The 17,465-nt window shown below is 61.7% G+C and carries 18 protein-coding genes; 11 read left to right on the top strand and 7 right to left on the bottom strand.

From position 1 onward, the window contains the following. Positions 1 to 11 precede the first annotated feature (11 nt). On the bottom strand, positions 12 to 827 hold the full coding sequence (locus tag C6W91_RS14880) for a PHB depolymerase family esterase (protein WP_370570984.1): 816 nt from the start codon (positions 825 to 827) through the stop codon (positions 12 to 14). A 59-nt stretch (positions 828 to 886) separates the two neighbouring features. Then, complete coding sequence (locus C6W91_RS14875; protein ID WP_274833396.1) at positions 887 to 1,393, bottom strand: rhodanese-like domain-containing protein; 507 nt, start codon at positions 1,391 to 1,393, stop codon at positions 887 to 889. 297 nt (positions 1,394 to 1,690) lie between these two features. Between C6W91_RS14875 and C6W91_RS14870 the strand changes: the two genes are divergently transcribed. The 7 genes from C6W91_RS14870 to selD are packed head-to-tail and all read left to right on the top strand — an operon-like array spanning position 1,691 to position 9,826. Next, a complete protein-coding gene (locus C6W91_RS14870) occupies positions 1,691 to 4,552 on the top strand; it encodes a monovalent cation/H+ antiporter subunit A (RefSeq protein WP_274837223.1) in 2,862 nt (953 codons plus the stop codon). A gap of 2 nt (positions 4,553 to 4,554) precedes the next feature. Further along, complete coding sequence (locus C6W91_RS14865) at positions 4,555 to 4,905, top strand: Na+/H+ antiporter subunit C (RefSeq protein ID WP_274835944.1); 351 nt, start codon at positions 4,555 to 4,557, stop codon at positions 4,903 to 4,905. After that, the gene (locus C6W91_RS14860) at positions 4,902 to 6,455 is read left to right on the top strand and encodes a monovalent cation/H+ antiporter subunit D (RefSeq protein WP_274835945.1); all 1,554 of its coding nucleotides are present in this window, start codon (positions 4,902 to 4,904) and stop codon (positions 6,453 to 6,455) included. The genes C6W91_RS14865 and C6W91_RS14860 overlap by 4 nt, the downstream gene beginning before the upstream one ends. After that, positions 6,452 to 6,949, top strand: a complete 498-nt coding sequence (locus C6W91_RS14855; RefSeq protein WP_274835946.1) for a Na+/H+ antiporter subunit E — start codon at positions 6,452 to 6,454, stop codon at positions 6,947 to 6,949. Before C6W91_RS14860 ends, C6W91_RS14855 begins: the two co-directional genes overlap by 4 nt. Next, complete coding sequence (locus tag C6W91_RS14850; RefSeq protein WP_065270586.1) at positions 6,946 to 7,215, top strand: K+/H+ antiporter subunit F; 270 nt, start codon at positions 6,946 to 6,948, stop codon at positions 7,213 to 7,215. Before C6W91_RS14855 ends, C6W91_RS14850 begins: the two co-directional genes overlap by 4 nt. Before the next feature lie 7 nt (positions 7,216 to 7,222). Continuing rightward, positions 7,223 to 7,609: a Na+/H+ antiporter subunit G gene (locus C6W91_RS14845; protein ID WP_065270587.1), complete on the top strand. Its 387-nt coding sequence runs from the start codon at positions 7,223 to 7,225 to the stop codon at positions 7,607 to 7,609. A gap of 54 nt (positions 7,610 to 7,663) precedes the next feature. Further along, complete coding sequence (gene selD, locus C6W91_RS14840; protein ID WP_274837224.1) at positions 7,664 to 9,826, top strand: selenide, water dikinase SelD; 2,163 nt, start codon at positions 7,664 to 7,666, stop codon at positions 9,824 to 9,826. On the opposite strand, the gene mnmH is transcribed toward selD, so the two are convergent. Next, positions 9,823 to 10,890 (bottom strand): tRNA 2-selenouridine(34) synthase MnmH, encoded by a 1,068-nt coding sequence (mnmH, locus tag C6W91_RS14835; protein WP_274837225.1) that lies wholly within the window; start codon positions 10,888 to 10,890, stop codon positions 9,823 to 9,825. The genes selD and mnmH overlap by 4 nt on opposite strands. 162 nt (positions 10,891 to 11,052) lie before the next feature. Here mnmH and C6W91_RS14830 point away from each other — a divergent pair, with 162 nt between their 5' ends. Then, positions 11,053 to 11,550 (top strand): MarR family winged helix-turn-helix transcriptional regulator, encoded by a 498-nt coding sequence (locus C6W91_RS14830; protein ID WP_274837226.1) that lies wholly within the window; start codon positions 11,053 to 11,055, stop codon positions 11,548 to 11,550. Positions 11,551 to 11,719: 169 nt separating this feature from the next. Here the strand turns inward: C6W91_RS14830 and C6W91_RS14825 are convergent, their stop codons facing one another. From C6W91_RS14825 to ectA, 4 genes are read right to left on the bottom strand one after another with little or no spacing between them, the layout of a single operon-like run. Next, positions 11,720 to 13,138 (bottom strand): aspartate kinase, encoded by a 1,419-nt coding sequence (locus C6W91_RS14825; protein WP_274837227.1) that lies wholly within the window; start codon positions 13,136 to 13,138, stop codon positions 11,720 to 11,722. Between the two features lie 3 nt (positions 13,139 to 13,141). Continuing rightward, positions 13,142 to 13,543 carry an ectoine synthase gene (locus C6W91_RS14820; protein WP_065270592.1) on the bottom strand — a complete coding sequence of 134 codons (402 nt, stop codon included), beginning with the start codon at positions 13,541 to 13,543 and terminating at the stop codon, positions 13,142 to 13,144. A gap of 4 nt (positions 13,544 to 13,547) precedes the next feature. Further along, positions 13,548 to 14,834, bottom strand: a complete 1,287-nt coding sequence (gene ectB, locus C6W91_RS14815) for a diaminobutyrate--2-oxoglutarate transaminase (protein ID WP_274828982.1) — start codon at positions 14,832 to 14,834, stop codon at positions 13,548 to 13,550. A gap of 55 nt (positions 14,835 to 14,889) precedes the next feature. Beyond that, entirely contained in the window at positions 14,890 to 15,420 is a 531-nt protein-coding gene (ectA, locus tag C6W91_RS14810; protein ID WP_065270594.1) for a diaminobutyrate acetyltransferase, read from the bottom strand. A 217-nt stretch (positions 15,421 to 15,637) separates the two neighbouring features. On the opposite strand from ectA, the gene C6W91_RS14805 reads away from it, so the two are divergent. The 3 genes from C6W91_RS14805 to C6W91_RS14795 all read left to right on the top strand — a co-directional run bounded on the left by C6W91_RS14805 (position 15,638) and on the right by C6W91_RS14795 (position 17,445). Beyond that, positions 15,638 to 16,120, top strand: a complete 483-nt coding sequence (locus C6W91_RS14805) for a MarR family winged helix-turn-helix transcriptional regulator (RefSeq protein WP_065270595.1) — start codon at positions 15,638 to 15,640, stop codon at positions 16,118 to 16,120. A 342-nt stretch (positions 16,121 to 16,462) separates the two neighbouring features. After that, a complete protein-coding gene (locus C6W91_RS14800; protein WP_274837228.1) occupies positions 16,463 to 16,909 on the top strand; it encodes a DUF2852 domain-containing protein in 447 nt (148 codons plus the stop codon). Between the two features lie 95 nt (positions 16,910 to 17,004). Next, a complete protein-coding gene (locus tag C6W91_RS14795) occupies positions 17,005 to 17,445 on the top strand; it encodes an RDD family protein (RefSeq protein ID WP_065270597.1) in 441 nt (146 codons plus the stop codon). Positions 17,446 to 17,465: the final 20 nt, after the last annotated feature.

Here is a 17,465-nt window from a genome sequence, read left to right as displayed (position 1 = left end):
TACCCCGGGCGTCAGTCCGGGGTACGCTCAAACCACTCGACTACCCGCGTCGGCCAAGTGTCCGGAATGCGGTGCCCCCCCGGACCGAGCGTCAGTTCAATATCGCCCCCGGATTGGCAATCCCAGCGGCGATGCAGCTCTGCTCCGGTAACCCACAGGCGATCAGGCGCGTCATCGGCGCAGCCGTTCACCTGCCGCCACAGGGCCAGCCCGGCAAAGATATCATCCTGTTCGCGCGTGCTGCTGCCCAGAATGCGCCCCTCCAGTGGCACGACCTTGTCGGCCCAGCCGTGAGTATGCAGCAACCGCACCGGACCGGCGCAAGTCTCGGGCCGTGGCCGCCAGAATCCCCCCGCCACCGGAGCGAAGGCGGCAAAATCCCCGGGATGGGCGCAAGCGAGGTAGTTCACCATAAAGGCCCCGGCGGAAAATCCAGCAAGAACAACCCGCTGCCGGTCGATGCCGAACCGCGACTCCGCATCGCCAAGGACCTGTTGCAGGAACTGCGCCTCATCCCGTCCCTCGGCGCCAGGCAGGAAGTTCCACGACCTCTTGCCATTCCAGCGCGGCAAGGCGGTCGGCGCGATCAGCGCATAGCCCCGGTCCTGCAACTTCTGAACCAAGGCGCGGTTGCGCAGCACCCCGGCGCCCGAACCGCCATAGCCGTGCAGAAACACCACCGCCGGAGTGCCTTTTGCTTCCGCACTGGCCGAGGCGCCCGGATCGGGTGTGGCGATGTGGTAGTCACCGGACGGCAGATCGCAAGCTTCTGCTGCAGCGCCGCAGCCTGCCAGCGCAGAGCCCGAGCAGAGTGCCGTCACGAACAACGAAAGAAGAATTCTTCCGGCCCGGCGCCGGAACAGGCTGCGCCAGTGGCGCGTGGGGCCTAGCCCTGCCACCGCGCCACCGGCAGGTTGCCCGCGATCCATCCCGGTCCGGCACCAGAGCCGAGCATACCTTCGGGTACATCCATGATCTGTGAAAACCCTGCCTCTGCCATGCGCCGCACCATCCGGGCCGAACGCACACCGCGGGCGCAGATCAGCGCCACCGGCGCGGCGCGGTTTCCACCCAAAGCGCGGGACAGCGCCTCAGTAAAATCGTCACGACGCATGTCAATCTGGACGCTACCGACCGGAACGCCGGTACTGCGCCATTCCCGGGGTGTGCGGATGTCCACCAAGGTAATCGACCCCGCTCCGGCAGCGGAAAACGCCTCGGCCACGGACAGGCGCGGACGGTCGTGATCCGGCGCGGGCCGATAGCGCCAGGCCACCGCGCCGACCGCCGCAGCGCCCAGAAGGATGCCCGCAGAGGACAACAGCTTGCGCCGCGACATAGTGACCGGCCGCCCGCTGGCCTCCTGCGTCTCCGCACTGATTGGGTCTTGCATCTGCGTCTCTCCAATAACCGGGAAAACACGCCCCGCAGCGCCGTGTTTCAGGCGGGTGTCATCCCTTTGGACACCGTTCTAGCAGCATTTGTATTCCCGATCAGCACAGAGGGCGAATTTTGGCCATTCAAAATCTTGTCAACTCCGCCCCCCAGCCCCAAGTAGTGGCGCAACGTCCAACAATTCCAGCGTCATTTGCCCGATCTTCCTCAGAACCGGGCCTGCGGGGCTGGCACAGAAGCGAAAAATTGCTTAGGCAAAGTCAAAATTCGCCTAGCCCTACCAGGAGATCTGCACGTGTCCCTGTTTTTGATTGCGGCCCTGCCTTTTCTAGGAGCGGTCTTTCCCGCTCTGCTGATCCGGGCGGGGCGTAACGCCTCCGCTTCGGCGGCTGGTCTGACCACCTTCCTGGCCCTAACCGGCCTTCTGCTGCATGCCCCCGCTGTATTTCGCGGAGAGGTCATCACAGCCACATTCGACTGGCTGCCCGGTCTGGGGCTCAATGCGAATTTCTTTCTGGATGGGCTTGGGTTTCTCTTTGCTACGCTGATCCTTGGGATCGGAATGCTGATCATCCTCTACGCGCGGTTTTACCTGTCGCGCGAAGATCCTATGGGACAGTTCTACACCTACCTGTTGCTGTTCCAGGGTGCGATGGTCGGCATCGTCCTCTCAGATAACATCTTGTTGTTGCTGGTGTTCTGGGAGCTGACCTCGCTGTCCTCCTTCCTGCTCATCGGATACTGGAAACACCTGCCCGAAGGGCGTCAGGGCGCGCGCATGGCGCTGACCGTGACTGGCTCCGGTGGCCTAGCGATGATCGGGGGCATGCTGATCCTCGGCAATATCGTCGGTTCTTATGATCTGAGCGTGATCCTGGAGAACAAGGACCTTATCCAGGCGTCGCCGCTCTACCTGCCCGCGCTGATCCTGATCCTGCTGGGCTGTTTCACCAAATCGGCACAGTTCCCGTTCCATTTCTGGCTGCCCCACGCCATGGCGGCGCCGACGCCGGTTTCGGCCTATCTGCACTCCGCCACCATGGTGAAAGCAGGCCTGTTCCTGATGGCGCGGATGTGGCCGGTTCTGGCCGGCACGCCCGAGTGGTTCTATATCGTGGCGACCACCGGCCTTGTGACAATGCTCATCGGTGCCGTGATTGCCCTGTTCAAGGATGATCTCAAAGGTCTGCTGGCCTTTTCCACCGTCAGCCATCTGGGCCTGATCACCATGCTTCTGGGGTTTGGCACCAAGATCGCAGCGGTTGCCGCAGTATTCCACATCATCAACCACGCCACCTTCAAGGCGGCGTTGTTCATGTCGGCCGGAATCGTCGATCACGAAGCGCACACCCGCGACATCAAACGTTTGGGCGGTCTGCGCCACCTGATGCCGGTGACCTTCACCATCGCCTTTGTCGCCGCCCTGTCGATGGCGGGTATCCCGCCCTTCAACGGCTTCCTGTCCAAGGAGATGATGCTGGAGGAAACCGTACACACGGTCTGGGCCGGATCGCACTATCTGGTGCCGGGCCTTGCACTGATCGCGGCGCTGTTCTCGGCAGCCTATTCCTTCCGCTTCATCGTTCATGTCTTCTTTGGCCCCAAGCGGGACGACTATCCCGCGCATCCCCATGATCCGGGTGCGGGCATGTGGCTGGCCCCGGCCTTCCTGATCACGCTGGTGGTGCTGATCGGCCTGTTCTCGGCCAAGATCGCCGGGCCACTGGTGGCCGTGGCCGCTGGCGCCGTGATTGGTGGAGAAGAACTGCCCTATTACTCGCTGAAACTCTGGCATGGTTTGACGCCCGCCCTTTACATGTCGCTGGTGGCTGTGGGCGGCGGTGGGCTGCTGCTCGCGCTGCACAAGCCCCTGATGCGCGCCTGGAACGCCGCCCCCCGCCCCGAGGCCAAGGATATCTTTGATGCCCTGATGGCGGTGCTGGCGCGTCTGGCAAAGGCGGTGACCGACGGGCTGCACAATGGCTCCATCACCCGCTATGGCGCGGTGATGATCAGCTTTACCGTGGCGATCAGTTGGTATGCCTATTCCACCGGCACCACTGGCCCGGCAACCCGCAGCCTGCAGGAAATCGGCGCGATCCCGGCACTCGGGTGGCTCAGCCTGGTTCTCGCAACGCTGCTGATCGTTGCGCGTCACCGCAACCGCCTGCTGGCACTGGTCCTGATCGGCGTCGTGGGTCTGGTGGTCTCCATGTCGTTCAACTACCTGTCGGCCCCCGATCTGGCGCTGACCCAGCTGTCGGTCGAGGTTGTGACCATCGTGCTGATGCTTCTGGCGCTGAACTTCATGCCCAAGGAAACCCCGGTCGAGACCCCGGCGCTGATCCGGCTGCGCGATGGTGCCATCGCCGTTGTGGCTGGTCTTGGCGCAGGCGGGCTGATCTATGCGCTGATGACGCGCGATTTCGCGGCGCCCAGCATTTCCGAATTCCACCTCGCCAACTCTTACAAGGGCGGCGGCGGCACCAATGTGGTGAACGTCATTCTAGTGGATTTCCGGGGCTTTGATACCTTTGGCGAGATTATCGTTCTCGGCATCGCGGCACTGGTCATCTATGCCCTGACCGAGGCGGTTCTGGGCACCCGCGTGCGGGCCTATCTGCTGAACCGCAAACCGGATCTGCCGCAGGCAGGCGATGCCCACCCGATGATGATGGTAGTCGCGACCCGCGTGATGATGCCGCTGGCGTTGATGGTGGCGGCCTATATCTTCTTCCGCGGCCACAACCTGCCGGGCGGTGGTTTCATCGCCGGTCTGATCGCGGCCATTGCTGTCATCATGCAATACATGGCCTCGGGCTTTGCCTGGACCTCTGAACGGCAGCGGTTCTACTACCACGGTATCATCGGCTCCGGCGTGCTGATCGCCGCCGCCACCGGTATCGGTGCCTGGTTCAACGACATGCCGTTCCTGACCTCGGCCTTTGGCTATATCCACTGGCCGCCGCTGAAAGAATTCGAATGGGCAACCGCCGCCCTGTTCGACCTCGGCGTCTTCCTTGCGGTGGTCGGCGCGGTGCTGCTGGCACTGGAAAGCCTCTCCCGCTTTGCCTGGCAGCCGGGGATTTCCTCGGAGTACGCCATGGACATCAACCCGGCCCGCGATGACGAGCCCAAGAACGAAAACGAGGTCTGAGCATGGAACTTCTGGTTGCTTCGGCTGTTGGTATCCTGACCGCCGCAGGGATTTACCTGATCCTGCGCAAACGCACCTTTCCGGTGATTCTGGGCCTGTCGCTGGTATCCTATGCGGTGAACGTCTTCCTGTTCGCCACTGGGCGCCTGATGGTCAACGCGCCGCCCATCCTCAACAAATACGAGGAAGTCGCCTACACCGATCCGCTGCCGCAGGCGCTGGTTCTGACGGCGATCGTGATCTCTTTCGGGATGACGGCGGTCGTGGTGATGATCGCGCTGGGGGCGTTCCTGTCCTCGCGCGATGACCGCATCGACATGACCCGCGATACGCAGACGGGAGAGGACACATGAACCATCTTCTGATTGCCCCTATCGTTCTGCCCGCGATCGTTGCACCCTTCATCATCATGGTGGTGCGCTACCATCTGGATCTGCAGCGCATCTTCTCGATTGCCAGCACGGTTGCGATTGCCCTGATTACCCTCGTTCTGGCCAGTCAGGCCGCCGATGGCACGGTACAGGTCTATGAGCTCGGCGACTGGCCTGCGCCCTTTGGCATCGTGCTGGTGCTGGACCGGCTGTCGGCGATGATGATCGTCCTGACGGCGGTGCTTGCGCTGGCGGTGGTTCTATACGCCATCGGAACCGGCTGGGACGCGCGCGGCGCCAATTTCCATGCGCTCTTCCAGTTCCAGCTGATGGGCATCATCGGTGCCTTCCTGACCGGCGACGCCTTCAACCTCTTCGTTTTCTTCGAGGTTTTGCTGATCGCCTCTTATGGTCTGATGATCCACGCAGGCGGCGCCACAAGGTTCCAGGCCGGTGTGCAATATGTCGTCTACAACCTGCTGGGATCGACACTGTTCCTGTTTGCGCTTGGCACGCTCTATTCCGTGACCGGCACGCTCAACATGGCCGATCTGGCGGTGCGGGTGGCCGAGCTTCCGGCCGAGGACACTGCCCTGTTGCGGGTCGGCGCGATCATGCTCTTGTTGGTCTTTGCCATCAAAGCCGCGGTGCTGCCGCTGCATTTCTGGCTGCCAGCCTCTTATGCCAACGCGCCTTTGCCGGTGGCGGCCCTGTTTGCGATCATGACCAAGGTCGGCGCCTATGCCATCCTGCGTATGTACACGCTGGTCTTTGGCCCCGAGGCCGAGATCACCGCGGGTCTGGCCGGCGACTGGCTGCTGCCCGCGGCGCTGCTGACGCTTGCCGTGGGGGCCATCGGTGTTCTTGGCGCGCGTGAGATCGGGCGGCTTGTCGCCTTTGGCGCCATCACCTCGATGGGGACCCTGCTGACGGCGGTGGCGCTTTTCACCCCGGATTCTGTAGGCGCTGCGCTTTACTACACCGTGCATTCGACGCTTGCGACGGCCTTCCTGTTCCTGGTCGCCGACATGGTGATGGAACGTCAAGGCGGCGAGATCGCCCCGAAACCGGTGATGAAGCAAAGCGGGCTGATCGCGGCGCTGTTCTTTGGGGGATCCATCGCCATGGCGGGTATGCCGCCCCTGTCCGGTTTCCTGGGCAAGCTTCTGGTGATGGATGCGGCGCGCGGGCATGATCTGGTCTGGTGGATCTGGGGCGTCATTCTGGTGTCGTCGCTGATTACCATCATCGGTCTGGCGCGGGCTGGCAGCCTGATCTTCTGGAAAAGTCACGGACTTGCTCCGCAAGAGGATGCTGAAAGCGAAGTGGAAGCGGATGACACAGAAGAGGCGCCGGTGCAGGCGCAACGCGGCTCGTCCCTGCCTTTCGTGGCCAGCTTCGGTCTTCTGGCCGGGCTGATCCTGCTGACCGTCTTTGCAGGTCCGATGATGGACTACGCCGAGGCCACCTCCGCGCAACTCTTTGCGCCGGATGCCTATATTGACACCGTCCTGGGGAGGACCGGGGAATGAAACTGATGCATCGACTTCTGCCGCACCCGGTGCTGACGCTGCTGCTGACCCTCACCTGGGTTCTCATCGTCAACAGCTTCACGCTGAACTCGCTGGTCTTCGGCTTTCTGCTGGGCCTGCTGATCCCCTTCCTGACCCAGCCGTTCTGGCCGCAGCAACTGCGCATGAAACACCCGGTCAAGATCGCAGCCTATATCCTGATCGTGATCTGGGACATCGTTGTTGCCAATATCACCGTGGCGCGGATCGTGGTGTTCAAGTCCAACGCAAAACGGCACCCCAACTGGGTCACCGTTCCGCTGGAGCTGCGCACCCCCGAGGCGATCACCGTGCTGGCCGGCACCATCACCATGACGCCGGGCACCGTCACCGCAGACGTCTCCGCCGAAGGTCACGCCCTGCTGGTGCATTGCCTTGATTGCGACGCCCCTGATGCGGTTCGGGACGAAATCAAAGAGCGCTACGAGCGCCGCCTGATGGAGATTTTCGAATGATTGAAACTGCGGCTCTTTTTGCTTTTGTCTGCTTTGCGCTGGCGCTTTTGATGAACCTCTGGAAGGTGATGTTCGCCGCCGCCATGGCTGATCGTATCCTTGCGCTTGATACCATGTTCATCAACGCAATCGCGCTGATGGTTCTTTATGGGCTGGCGCTCGGAACCGAGATCTTTTTCGAAGCGGCGATGATCATCGCCATGCTCGGTTTCGTTTCAACCGTGGCCTACGCGCGCTTTATCCTGCGCGGCAATATCATCGAGTGAGGCTCTTATGGATATGATACTCGACGTTCTGATTGCAGGCTTTCTGGTCATGGCCGGTGTGTTCGGCTTTGTTGGCTCCTACGGCCTGTTGAAACTCAATGACCCGATGTCGCGGCTGCACGCTCCGACCAAGGCGACGACGCTGGGCGTGGGCGGGGTCCTTCTAGCCTCGATGGTGCACGCTATCGCCTTTGAAGGGCGCCTGTCGCTACACGAATTGATGATCACGCTGTTTCTGTTCTTGACCGCCCCGGTGACCGCGCATTTCATCGCCAAGGTGCACATTCACCGTCGCGAGGAAACAGGCACTCTGCCTTCGGCTGGACCGGATGCGATCTGGGCCACCCACAACACCCCGCCGGAAGATCCCGAAAGCACAGATCAGCCGCAATAGCCCCACCCCGGGCCATTGGCCCACGGCCCCAGAAACAGAAAGTGAGCCACCGAAATGGATACCTCCCGCCTGCCCCAAACCAAAGATGTGGTTTTGATCGGAGGCGGGCATGCCCATGCGCTGGTGCTGCTGAAATGGGGGATGCGCCCGCTGCCCGGCGCGCGGCTGACGCTGATCAACCCCGGCCCCACCGCGCCCTATTCGGGGATGCTGCCCGGCTTTGTCGCCGGTCACTACGCGCGGGGCGATCTTGATATCGATCTGGTCCGGCTGGCGCGCTTTGCCGGGGCGCGACTGGTGCAGGGCGCGGCCGAGGGACTTGATCCCGAAACCCGCAATGTCCGGGTGCCGGGCCGACCTGACATCACTTATGACGTGGCCTCGGTCGATGTGGGGATTACCTCTGACATGCCAAACCTGCCCGGGTTTGCAGAACATGGCATCCCGGCGAAGCCGCTTGGTAGTTTTGCCCGCCGCTGGGACGCGTTCCGCGGCGGCGATGGCCCTGCCCGCATCGCGGTGATCGGCGGCGGCGTGGCCGGAGCCGAGCTGGTTCTGGCGATGGCTCATGCCCTGCGCAGCCGGGGCCGTCTGGAACAAGCCACCCTGATCGACAGCGGCCCGGTTCTGGGCACCGCCAGCGCCGGGATCCGCGAGCGGCTGCGCCGCGCCTTTTCCGAGCAAGGCGTCACCGTCGTTGAAAACACCGCCGTCAATCGCATCCATTCCAGCCATATCGAGCTGGAAGGCGGGCGCGAGATCCTGTCCGATTTCACCACCGGCGCTGCCGGGGCGCGCCCTCATGACTGGCTGGCCGATACCGGGCTTGAGGTACAGGACGGCTTCCTTACGGTTTCGGACAGCCTGCAAACCTCGGACCCGCAGGTTTTTGCTGCCGGGGATTGCGCCCATCTGGCCTATGCCCCGCGCCCCAAGGCCGGCGTCTACGCGGTGCGGCAAGCCCCGGTTCTGCTGCACAATCTGCGCGCCGCCATCACCGGCGATCCGATGCGCCACTACCGGCCGCAGAAGGATTACCTGAAACTGATCTCCATGGGCGCCAAGGAAGCGCTGGGAGAAAGGTTCGGCACCCAGTTTTCCGGCCCGATGATCTGGCGCTGGAAGGACCGGATCGATCAGAATTTTATGGAGCAATTCCGCAGCCTGCCCGAAATGGAGGTGCCGGATCTGCCGCCCGAACATACGCTGGACCTGCCCGCAGTGCTGGGCGACAAACCCATGTGCGGCGGCTGTGGTGCCAAGGCCGGGCGCGCCGCCTTGCATGCGGCAGGCGTGTCGCGCGTGGCAAGTCTGCGTGAGGATGTCACCGCCCTGCCCGGAGATGATGCCGCGCTACTGACCATGGGCGATGTGCGGCAGGTGATCAGCACCGACCATCTGCGCGCCTTCAGCCTTGATCCCTTCGTGATGGCCCGTATCGCAGCGGTGCACGCGCTTGGCGATATCTGGGCCATGGGCGCCGCCCCGCAGGCCGCCACAGCCAACTTGATCCTGCCGCGTCTGGCGCCAGCCCTGCAGCAACGGACCCTGATTGAAATCATGACCGCCGCGCGCAGCGTGATGGAGGATGCAGGCGCCGAGATCATCGGCGGTCATACCTCGCTGGGGGATGAGCTGACTGTGGGGTTCACCGTCACAGGGCTTTGCAACCAGGATCCTGTGACCCTTGCCGGGGCGCAGCCGGGCGATGCATTGGTTCTGACCAAACCGCTCGGCTCCGGCGTAATCATGGCCGCCGAAATGGCAGGCAAGGCCGAAGGCGCCTGGGTCACCGCTGCGCTTGAACAGATGGCACAGCCGCAGGCCGCAGCCTCCCGCATTCTGGCACCCGAAGCCCACGCGATGACCGACGTCACTGGCTTTGGTCTGGCCGGGCATCTCCTTGGCATCTGCGAGGCTTCAGGCGTCAGTGCAGAGATTGATTTTGCCGCCGTGCCGCTGATGGAGGGCGCCGCTCAACTGGCCGACAGCGGCATCCGCTCCTCGCTATTCCCGGAAAACGCCGCGTTGCTGCCGGAATGGCGCACCAATGGCGCGCAGGATCTGCTGTTCGACCCGCAGACCGCTGGCGGCCTGCTCGCGGCCCTACCGCAGGACAAGGCCGAAGGGGTGCTGCAGCAGCTGAAAGAGGCAGGTTACCCGGCGGCGATCATCGGGAAGATTACCCAAGGCGCAGGGCAAATTGTTCTGACTTAAAAGCCCTTTGCGGCCAGACCTTCAAGCGTGTCGCAGATGGTTGTGGCGGCAGATTGCAGCGTCTGATCGTCCAGATCCTTCAGTTGTACTTCTGCCACGGCATCAGCGCCGATGTTGCGGCGTGAACTGCGGTAGGCCGGATCGTAATGCTGTTCCATCAGGGCCCGTGCCAGGCCTGCCATATCGCCCTCTTCGATCAGGGACAGCCAGCCATCCACCACCGCATTCGAGCGACGCGCACGAAGCCGCTCCAGCATTTCGGACAGTGTATCCGCATCTGGCAGACCGTCGCTGTAGGTCCGCAGCAGGTAGCGGCAGCGTTCTTCGACCGAGGCGCTGACCTCGATCCGTGGCGCCTGTTTCATCAGGCTCCAGAGGCTGGGGGGAATGATCCGGTCTCCAACCTTGCTCGATTCCGCCTCGACAAGCACAGGGCGGCTGGGGTCCAGACGGCTCAGCGCACCCGCAAGCGCAGATTCAAAGGCCTTCTGGCCGGGCTGGTCCTCCGGCATGCCCCCCAAAAGCGAGCCGCGATGGTTGGCCAGCCCTTCCAGATCCAGCACCTGCGCGCCCAGTTCTGCCACATGCTTCAGAAGGTCGGTCTTCGCCGTGCCGGTATAGCCATCCAACAGCACAAGCCGGTAAGGCAGATCATCCTCATACAACATCTGATGCACCAGCCTGCGGTAGGACTGGTAGCCGCCTGAGATCATCTCGGCCCGCCAGCCGATCTGCTGCAAGAGATAGGTGAAACTGCCGGAGCGCTGCCCACCGCGCCAGCAATAGACCAGCGGCCGCCAGCCGCCTTCGTATTGGCTCAGCGTCTCTTCGATGTGCCGCGCGGCATTGCGGAACACCATGGCAGCACCCAGCTTGCGCGCCAGAAAGGGGCTTTCTTGCACATAGATCGTGCCAACCTCGGCCCGTTCTTCATTGTTCAGGACCGGCAGGTTGATGGCACCGGGGACGTGATCCTCTGCAAATTCGGCCGGGCTACGTACATCAATGATGGTGTCATAGCCATGATCGTACATATCCTGAAGGGAAGAAAAACTTTTTACCATGAAACAGGGTCTAGCCCGCTGCATCCACAAGGGAAAGCGGGTTTTACCGGCCAGGCCGCCGATTGACCGGCTGCGACACCGTATATGGTGGCCATTTACCCACTATTCTGGTTTATCTGTGCATCACAGTCGGACGAGACAGCAACAGCCGGAACAGGGTTTATGGACGCACAAGACGAGGATGATCACGCGTTGGATCTGCATCAGTTTCCCGGTCACCTGATCCGCCGCTTGCATCAGATTTCAGTGGCCCAGTTCACCGAAAAGGTCGCCGCCCACGACATCGACCTCACCCCTGTTCAATACGCCGCGCTGAAAGCCATTGATGCCAACCCTGGCATTGATCAGGCCTCGGTTGCGGGGCTTATTGCCTATGACCGGGCGACACTCGGCAAGGTGATCGACCGGCTGGAAGCGAAACAGCTGATCGACCGCACCGTCAGCCCGCGGGATCGCCGCGCGCGACAGCTGACCCTGACCGAAACTGGCAAAGAGGTTCTGGCCCGGGCGCACCCCCTTGTGCGCGAGGTGCAAGGCGAGATCCTGACCGGCCTCAGCCCTGAAGAGCAGGAACAATTCATGGCGCTGCTGCAAAAGGCGACAGCCGCTGGCAACGAACGCAGCCGCGCCCCCCTGCGCAGACCGCCCCGGCAGCCCTAGCGCGTATAGCCTAAAAGGCATTCGCGTGAAGGCTTATGCTTTGGCCGCGTGTTTCGACAGCCCCGGAACACGTCTGTAAAAACGCAAAACGACCAGTTTTCAGAACGCGGGGCGCGAAACGCGCCACCCGACTGAAAACCGGTCGTTTTTGCCTAAAGCGCCTGCGCTCTTAGGCCGCTTTCAGCGCCTGGGACTCGGTGGCTCCGAAGAACTCCGAATGCAGCAGTGCAATGGCTGCGTCCTTATCCTCGCGCTGCAGGATGAACTGGGTGTCCACATTGCGTGGCCCCTGCGTTGCACCGCGCGGCAGAATATCCTTCTTCTCAAGGGCATTCATCCCGCGGGCCAGGACGTGCAGGCCACTCAGATCGCGTCCCACGACGGAGATCAGCGACAGCTTTTCGCTGTTGACCTCGGCCTGCGGGAAGCGGGCCAGCAGATCGGCCTCGACCCGGCGCATCGATTTTAGCGAGGCGTCCAGATAGTGGGTCACCGTATTGGCATTGGTCACCTTCGACACGATCCGCACGTTGTGGCGTGTCAGGATGTCCAACACCGCAGCGTCATAGCCTTTGACGCCGACCATGTCCTGTTCGAACAGCTCCAGCGCAATAATATCAAGGCCGGTGACGATTTCGGCCGCTGCCTTGGGCGCGGGTTGATCGTCGATAACCGTGCCCGGATCATTGGGCTCAAAGCAGTTGGTGACGCGCAGCGGCACACCGGACTGACGCAGGGTCTTTGCCGCCGAGGGGTGGATCGCCTCCATGCCGAGGTTTGCCATCTGGTCCGCCACGTCATAGTTGGTGTGGCCCAGTTTGCGGGCGTTCTCGGCACCGACCAGTTTGGGATCGGCAGAGGACAGGTGGAATTCCTTGTGAATGATCGCCTCACGCGCGCCGGTCTGTGCTGCCAACTGCGAGAAGGTCACCTCAGAATAGCCCCGGTCGAATTCCCGCATCAGGCCTTCGGTGCATTGCGCGTAGCCGGTGACGATGGGCATTTCCTGCGCCGGGTCGACCCCTTCCAGAGCCGTTTCAATCCGCTGTTCCAGCGACATATCCGCATCGCCGCGCCAGCCGGACAGATCCACCAGGCGCGCGTTGACGCCCGCCCGCTGCAACATCAGCACGGCCACCAGCGCCGAATGCGCCTCGCCGAGACCAGAGAGCAGCTCCCGGATCTGCAGCAGATGCGTGTTGAGGCGGAAATGTCCGTAGGAGCACAGGCGCTGCAGGTCGATCAGACAGTTGCGGGCGCCTTCGATACGTTCCTGCACAAAGGCCGTTGCCTGGGCAACATCGCCGGCATTGTCCAGAACCGCCTCATGCGCGGCGATCATCGCGGCCGACACCTCGTTCAGGGCATCGAACCAGCCGTGGTCATCCTCGGCATTGGCAAAGCGGGCATAGACACCAGGGGCACCGGTCTTCTTGTGCTCCAACAGTAGGTTGGTGATGCCACCAAAGGCGGACACCACGAAAATACGCCCGTATTCGGGCTCATCGTTCTTGATGAACAGCGTATCCCGTAGCTCGTTCAGGCGGGACATGGATGTCCCGCCGATCTTTTCTACAGTATGGGTCATGGCTTAAGCCTCGACGGTTTCTGGCGCCGCGTAGGATCCGTCTTCCCGGTGTACTTCGGTTCCCGTAACGGGCGGATTGAAGCAGCAGGCCATCACGAGCTGTTCGTCAGCCTTCAGCACGTGGCGGTCGTGTTTGTCGAGCGCATACATCACACCGGGGCGGATGTGATGCGTCTCGCCGGTCGCCAGGTCGGTGATCGACCCGCTGCCCTGCATGCAATAGACGCTTTCAAAGTGGTTCTTGTATTCGAACGTATGTTCCGAGCCTGCCTCAAGGAAGGTGATGTGGAACGAGAAGCCCATTCCATCATCGGCCAGAAGCATACGGACGCTGGTCCACTCCGCATCGCTGACCACGCGGTCGCGGTCTTTTTCAAGGATATCGTTATAGTCACGGACAATCATTGTCTTACTCCGCTGCAACTTTGGTTGTTCCGATCACGTCCCGCGCGGCATCCTTGAGAATGCTGAGGCCAGCTTCGAGCTGGGCGTCGGGCGTGGTCAGGGGGGCGAGGATCTTGACGACCTCATCATTGGGGCCGGAGGTTTCGACAATCAGGCCATTCTGGAACGCACGGGCGCAGATATCGCCAGCCAGTTCACCAGATCCGACATCGACACCGCGCATCATGCTGCGACCCTTGAGCCGCGAGCCGGGCACCATGTCGGCGATTTCCTGCAGGGCCTTTTCGACGATCTTCGCCCGGCGGGCGATGTCATCCTGAAAGGCGTTATCCGACCAGAATTTCTCGATCGCGACGCGGGCCGTGATAAAGGCATGGGTGTTGCCGCGGAAGGTGCCGTTGTGTTCGGCCGGGCCCATCACATCATGCTCGGGCTTCACCAGAACCAGCGCCATCGGCAGGCCAAAGCCCGAAACCGATTTCGCCATGGTGACGATGTCGGGGTCGATGCCGAACTCCTCGAAAGAGAAGAAGGTGCCGGTGCGGCCGCAACCGGCCTGAATGTCGTCGATGATCAGCAGAGCGCCTGCTTCCTTGGCAAGACGTGCAACGCGCTGCACCCATTCAGGGCGCGCAGCGTTCAGGCCGCCTTCGCCCTGCACGGTTTCCAGCAGGATTGCGGCAGGTGCGTCCAGACCCGAAGACGGATCGTTCAGCATCGCCTCCAGGTAATCGGCAGTGTCGGTGCCCTGCCCCATGTAGCCGTCAAACGGCAGACGGGTCACGTTATTGAGGGGCAGCCCGGCGCCGCCGCGGTGATAGCCGTTGCCGGTGGCGGCCAGCGCACCCTGCGTCACACCGTGGAACCCATTGGTGAAGGCCACGATATTGCTGCGTCCGGTCACCTTGCGGGCAATTTTCATCGCCGCTTCGACCGCGTTGGCACCGGTGGGACCGGTGAACATCACCTTGTGGTCCATGTTACGCGGACGCAGGATGACGTTCTCGAAGGTCTCGAGGAAATCGGCCTTGGTATCGGTGTGCATGTCCAGACCATGGGCGATGCCATCGGCCTGCAGATGCGCGATCAGCGCCTCTTTCATGTCCGGGTCGTTGTGCCCGTAGTTGAGCGACGAGCAGCCGGCCAGAAAATCGATATAGGTTTGACCGTCGCGGGCAGTCATTTCAGAGCCCTGCGCGGAGGTAAAGACGGTATCAAAGCCGCGGCAATAGCTGCGTGCCTCGGATTCCCGACGTTTGAATACAGTTGTGGTGGAGGTGTTCGTAGACATACGACCTCTTTTGGGTGGGAGAAGAGTTGAAAGTGAAAACCGACGTCTGCGCGGCTCAAGCAGCCAGCTGAGCGCGCTCGTCCAGGGGGATGGTCACCAGGTTTTCCGTTTTGTGACGATCCTGGAAATGCAGCGCCTGCGTGTAGTAGGGCTGAATATCCAGACCGCTGTCCTGAAGCTTGGCGAACTTGCGGAACAACGCCCAGGAGGCGTCATTGTCGGCGGTAATCGTGGTTTGCAGGCGGGTGACGCCTTCACAGGCTTCACGCTGCATGATCGATTGCAGCATCAACGCGCCCAGACCGCGACCACGTGCCTTTTCGGACACGGCAACCTGCCAGACAAACAGCGTTTCGGGATCATTGGGCATGACGTAGGCAGAGATCCACCCCACAGCCTCGCCCGACAGCTCGGCCAGTACGCATGTGTCGGCAAAATGATCGCACTGCAGCAAGTTGCAGTACATCGAATTCTCGTCAAGCGGCCTGCAGCTGCGGACCAGCTCCCAGATATCCGCGCCATCCGACGCTGTCGGTTTGCGCAGAGTGGGCAGCGGGATCCGCCTCGGGTCAGCGTGGTATTGCATGTGTTCGCTCCTTTCGCTTCGGCAATCGAAATAGCAGCGCCTCACGAAAACTTCAACAGGCAAAGCAAAATTTGCGACACAAACGTCGCTTTTAGGCATTATGTCGCGGATATCGTCGCATTTAGCCCCCTTCATCCTTTATATTTCAAAGTGTATTCTGCTTTGAATAGCGTCATATCTTCCTATATAGTTTGATGATCAAAACAACGGAGTCTTCATGGATCGCATCGACAGCAGCTTGATCGCGCTTCGGCGCATCGTCCGGGCCACCGAATTGTTCGGACGTGAGATACGACAAACCACTGGCGTGACACCTGCACAGTTCCGGGTTCTTCAGATCATCGGAGAACAGGGCTACAGCACTGCCAAGGCGATTTCTCTGCGGATGCGGGTGTCCCAGGGCACCATCACCTCGTTTGTCGACAAGCTGGTGCGTGACGGTCTGGTGCTGCGTGAAAAGTCGAGCCAGGACCGGCGGCAGACCAATATCCTGCTGACCGATGCCGGTCGTCAGGTCCTGACTGAGGCACCCGATCCGCTGCAACAACGCTTTGTACGCAAGTTCAACGCGATGGAAGACTGGGAGCAGGCGATGCTGGTGGCGGGCCTTGAACGCGTGGCGGCGATGCTGGATGCCGACGACATCGACGCGTCCCCAGTGCTGGACACAGGCGACATCCGCCACGCCGTCGACCACTAGGCCGGGCACCGCGGGGCGCCGGGCTTACACTGCGCCGCGCAAAGTGCCCCTTGCGAAAACGCGACCCCATACAGACAGACGACCCCAAGGGCGGGCGCGCATAGCCTTCCCCTTTTGCAGGGGTCGGGCGGTTTTGGAGCCCAGACATAGCCCCCCTTGCCCCACGGAGGCATGGAAACCCCAGCCACTCATCCCTCTTCACGGCAATATTTTAAGACGATTTATCAATGACCTACAAAGTAAATGTAAAAAACATTTACTTGCAGACTTGCAGGGCGCAGGCGAGCGCACGATATTGAGGATGTGAAGGTGATTTACATCAACCCAATACCGGAGGTTCCAATGACGAGTATCACCCCCACCGCAGCCGCCCCGCATGACCAGGGCTGGTTTTCCCGCAGCGAGGCCTGGCTGGACAGCAAGGGCAAAGGCGCCTGGATTGCTGCCATGGTGCTTGGCTTTGTGTTCTTCTGGCCAATCGGCCTCGCCCTGTTGTTTTACATGATCTGGAGCAAACGTATGTTCAACAAATCCTGCCGCCACCGCAAATCCTGGACCCGCCACGGCATGTCCGCCATGACCTCGAGCGGCAACAGTGCCTTTGACGCCTACAAGGCCGATACGCTGCGCCGCCTGGAACAGGAACAGGATGATTTCAACGCCTTCCTGCAGCGCCTGCGCGAAGCCAAGGACAAGGCGGAATTCGACGAATTCATGGAACAGCGCGCCGCCGCCCCTGCCGAAGCGCAGGACATCGGCAACGAGGATATCGGCGACAAACGCCACTGATCCTTACTGACATCAGCGCCTCCCGCCCATAGATACGGGTGGGAGGCGCTCGCTTGCTTGCCTGCCCCACACGCCCGCAAAACAGGACACCTGAGATGACCGCCCTGCCCGACCCGGATTACCAAGCTGAATTCTACGCATCGGTTGCCCCCAAACGGCTGCTGGCCTGGGTCGTCGACAGCCTGATCATATTCGGCCTGTGTATGGCGACAGTGGTGATGACTGCCTTTGTCGGGCTCTTCATCTGGCCGCTGCTCTATCTGACGATCGGCTTTGCCTACCGGACGATTACCATCGCCAACGGCTCTGCCACGCTGGGGATGCGCTTTGCCGGGATCGAGCTGCGCGACCTTTCCGGCCAGCGGATGGATCTGCAGATGGCCGCGCTGCATACGGGTGCTTATACGGTTGCTCTGGCCGTGCCGCTTTTGCAGGTGGTCTCGGTGATCATGATGCTGACATCGGCACGCGGTCAGGGGCTGGGCGATGCCATTCTCGGCACGGTGATGCTGAACCGGCGCAGCATCCAGCGATAGCGGTCAACTCGGGGCAAACA

The organism is Phaeobacter sp. SYSU ZJ3003, assembly GCF_041300735.1.
GTDB lineage: Bacteria > Pseudomonadota > Alphaproteobacteria > Rhodobacterales > Rhodobacteraceae > Phycobacter > Phycobacter gallaeciensis_A.
This window is presented reverse-complemented; position numbering and strand designations above follow the sequence as displayed.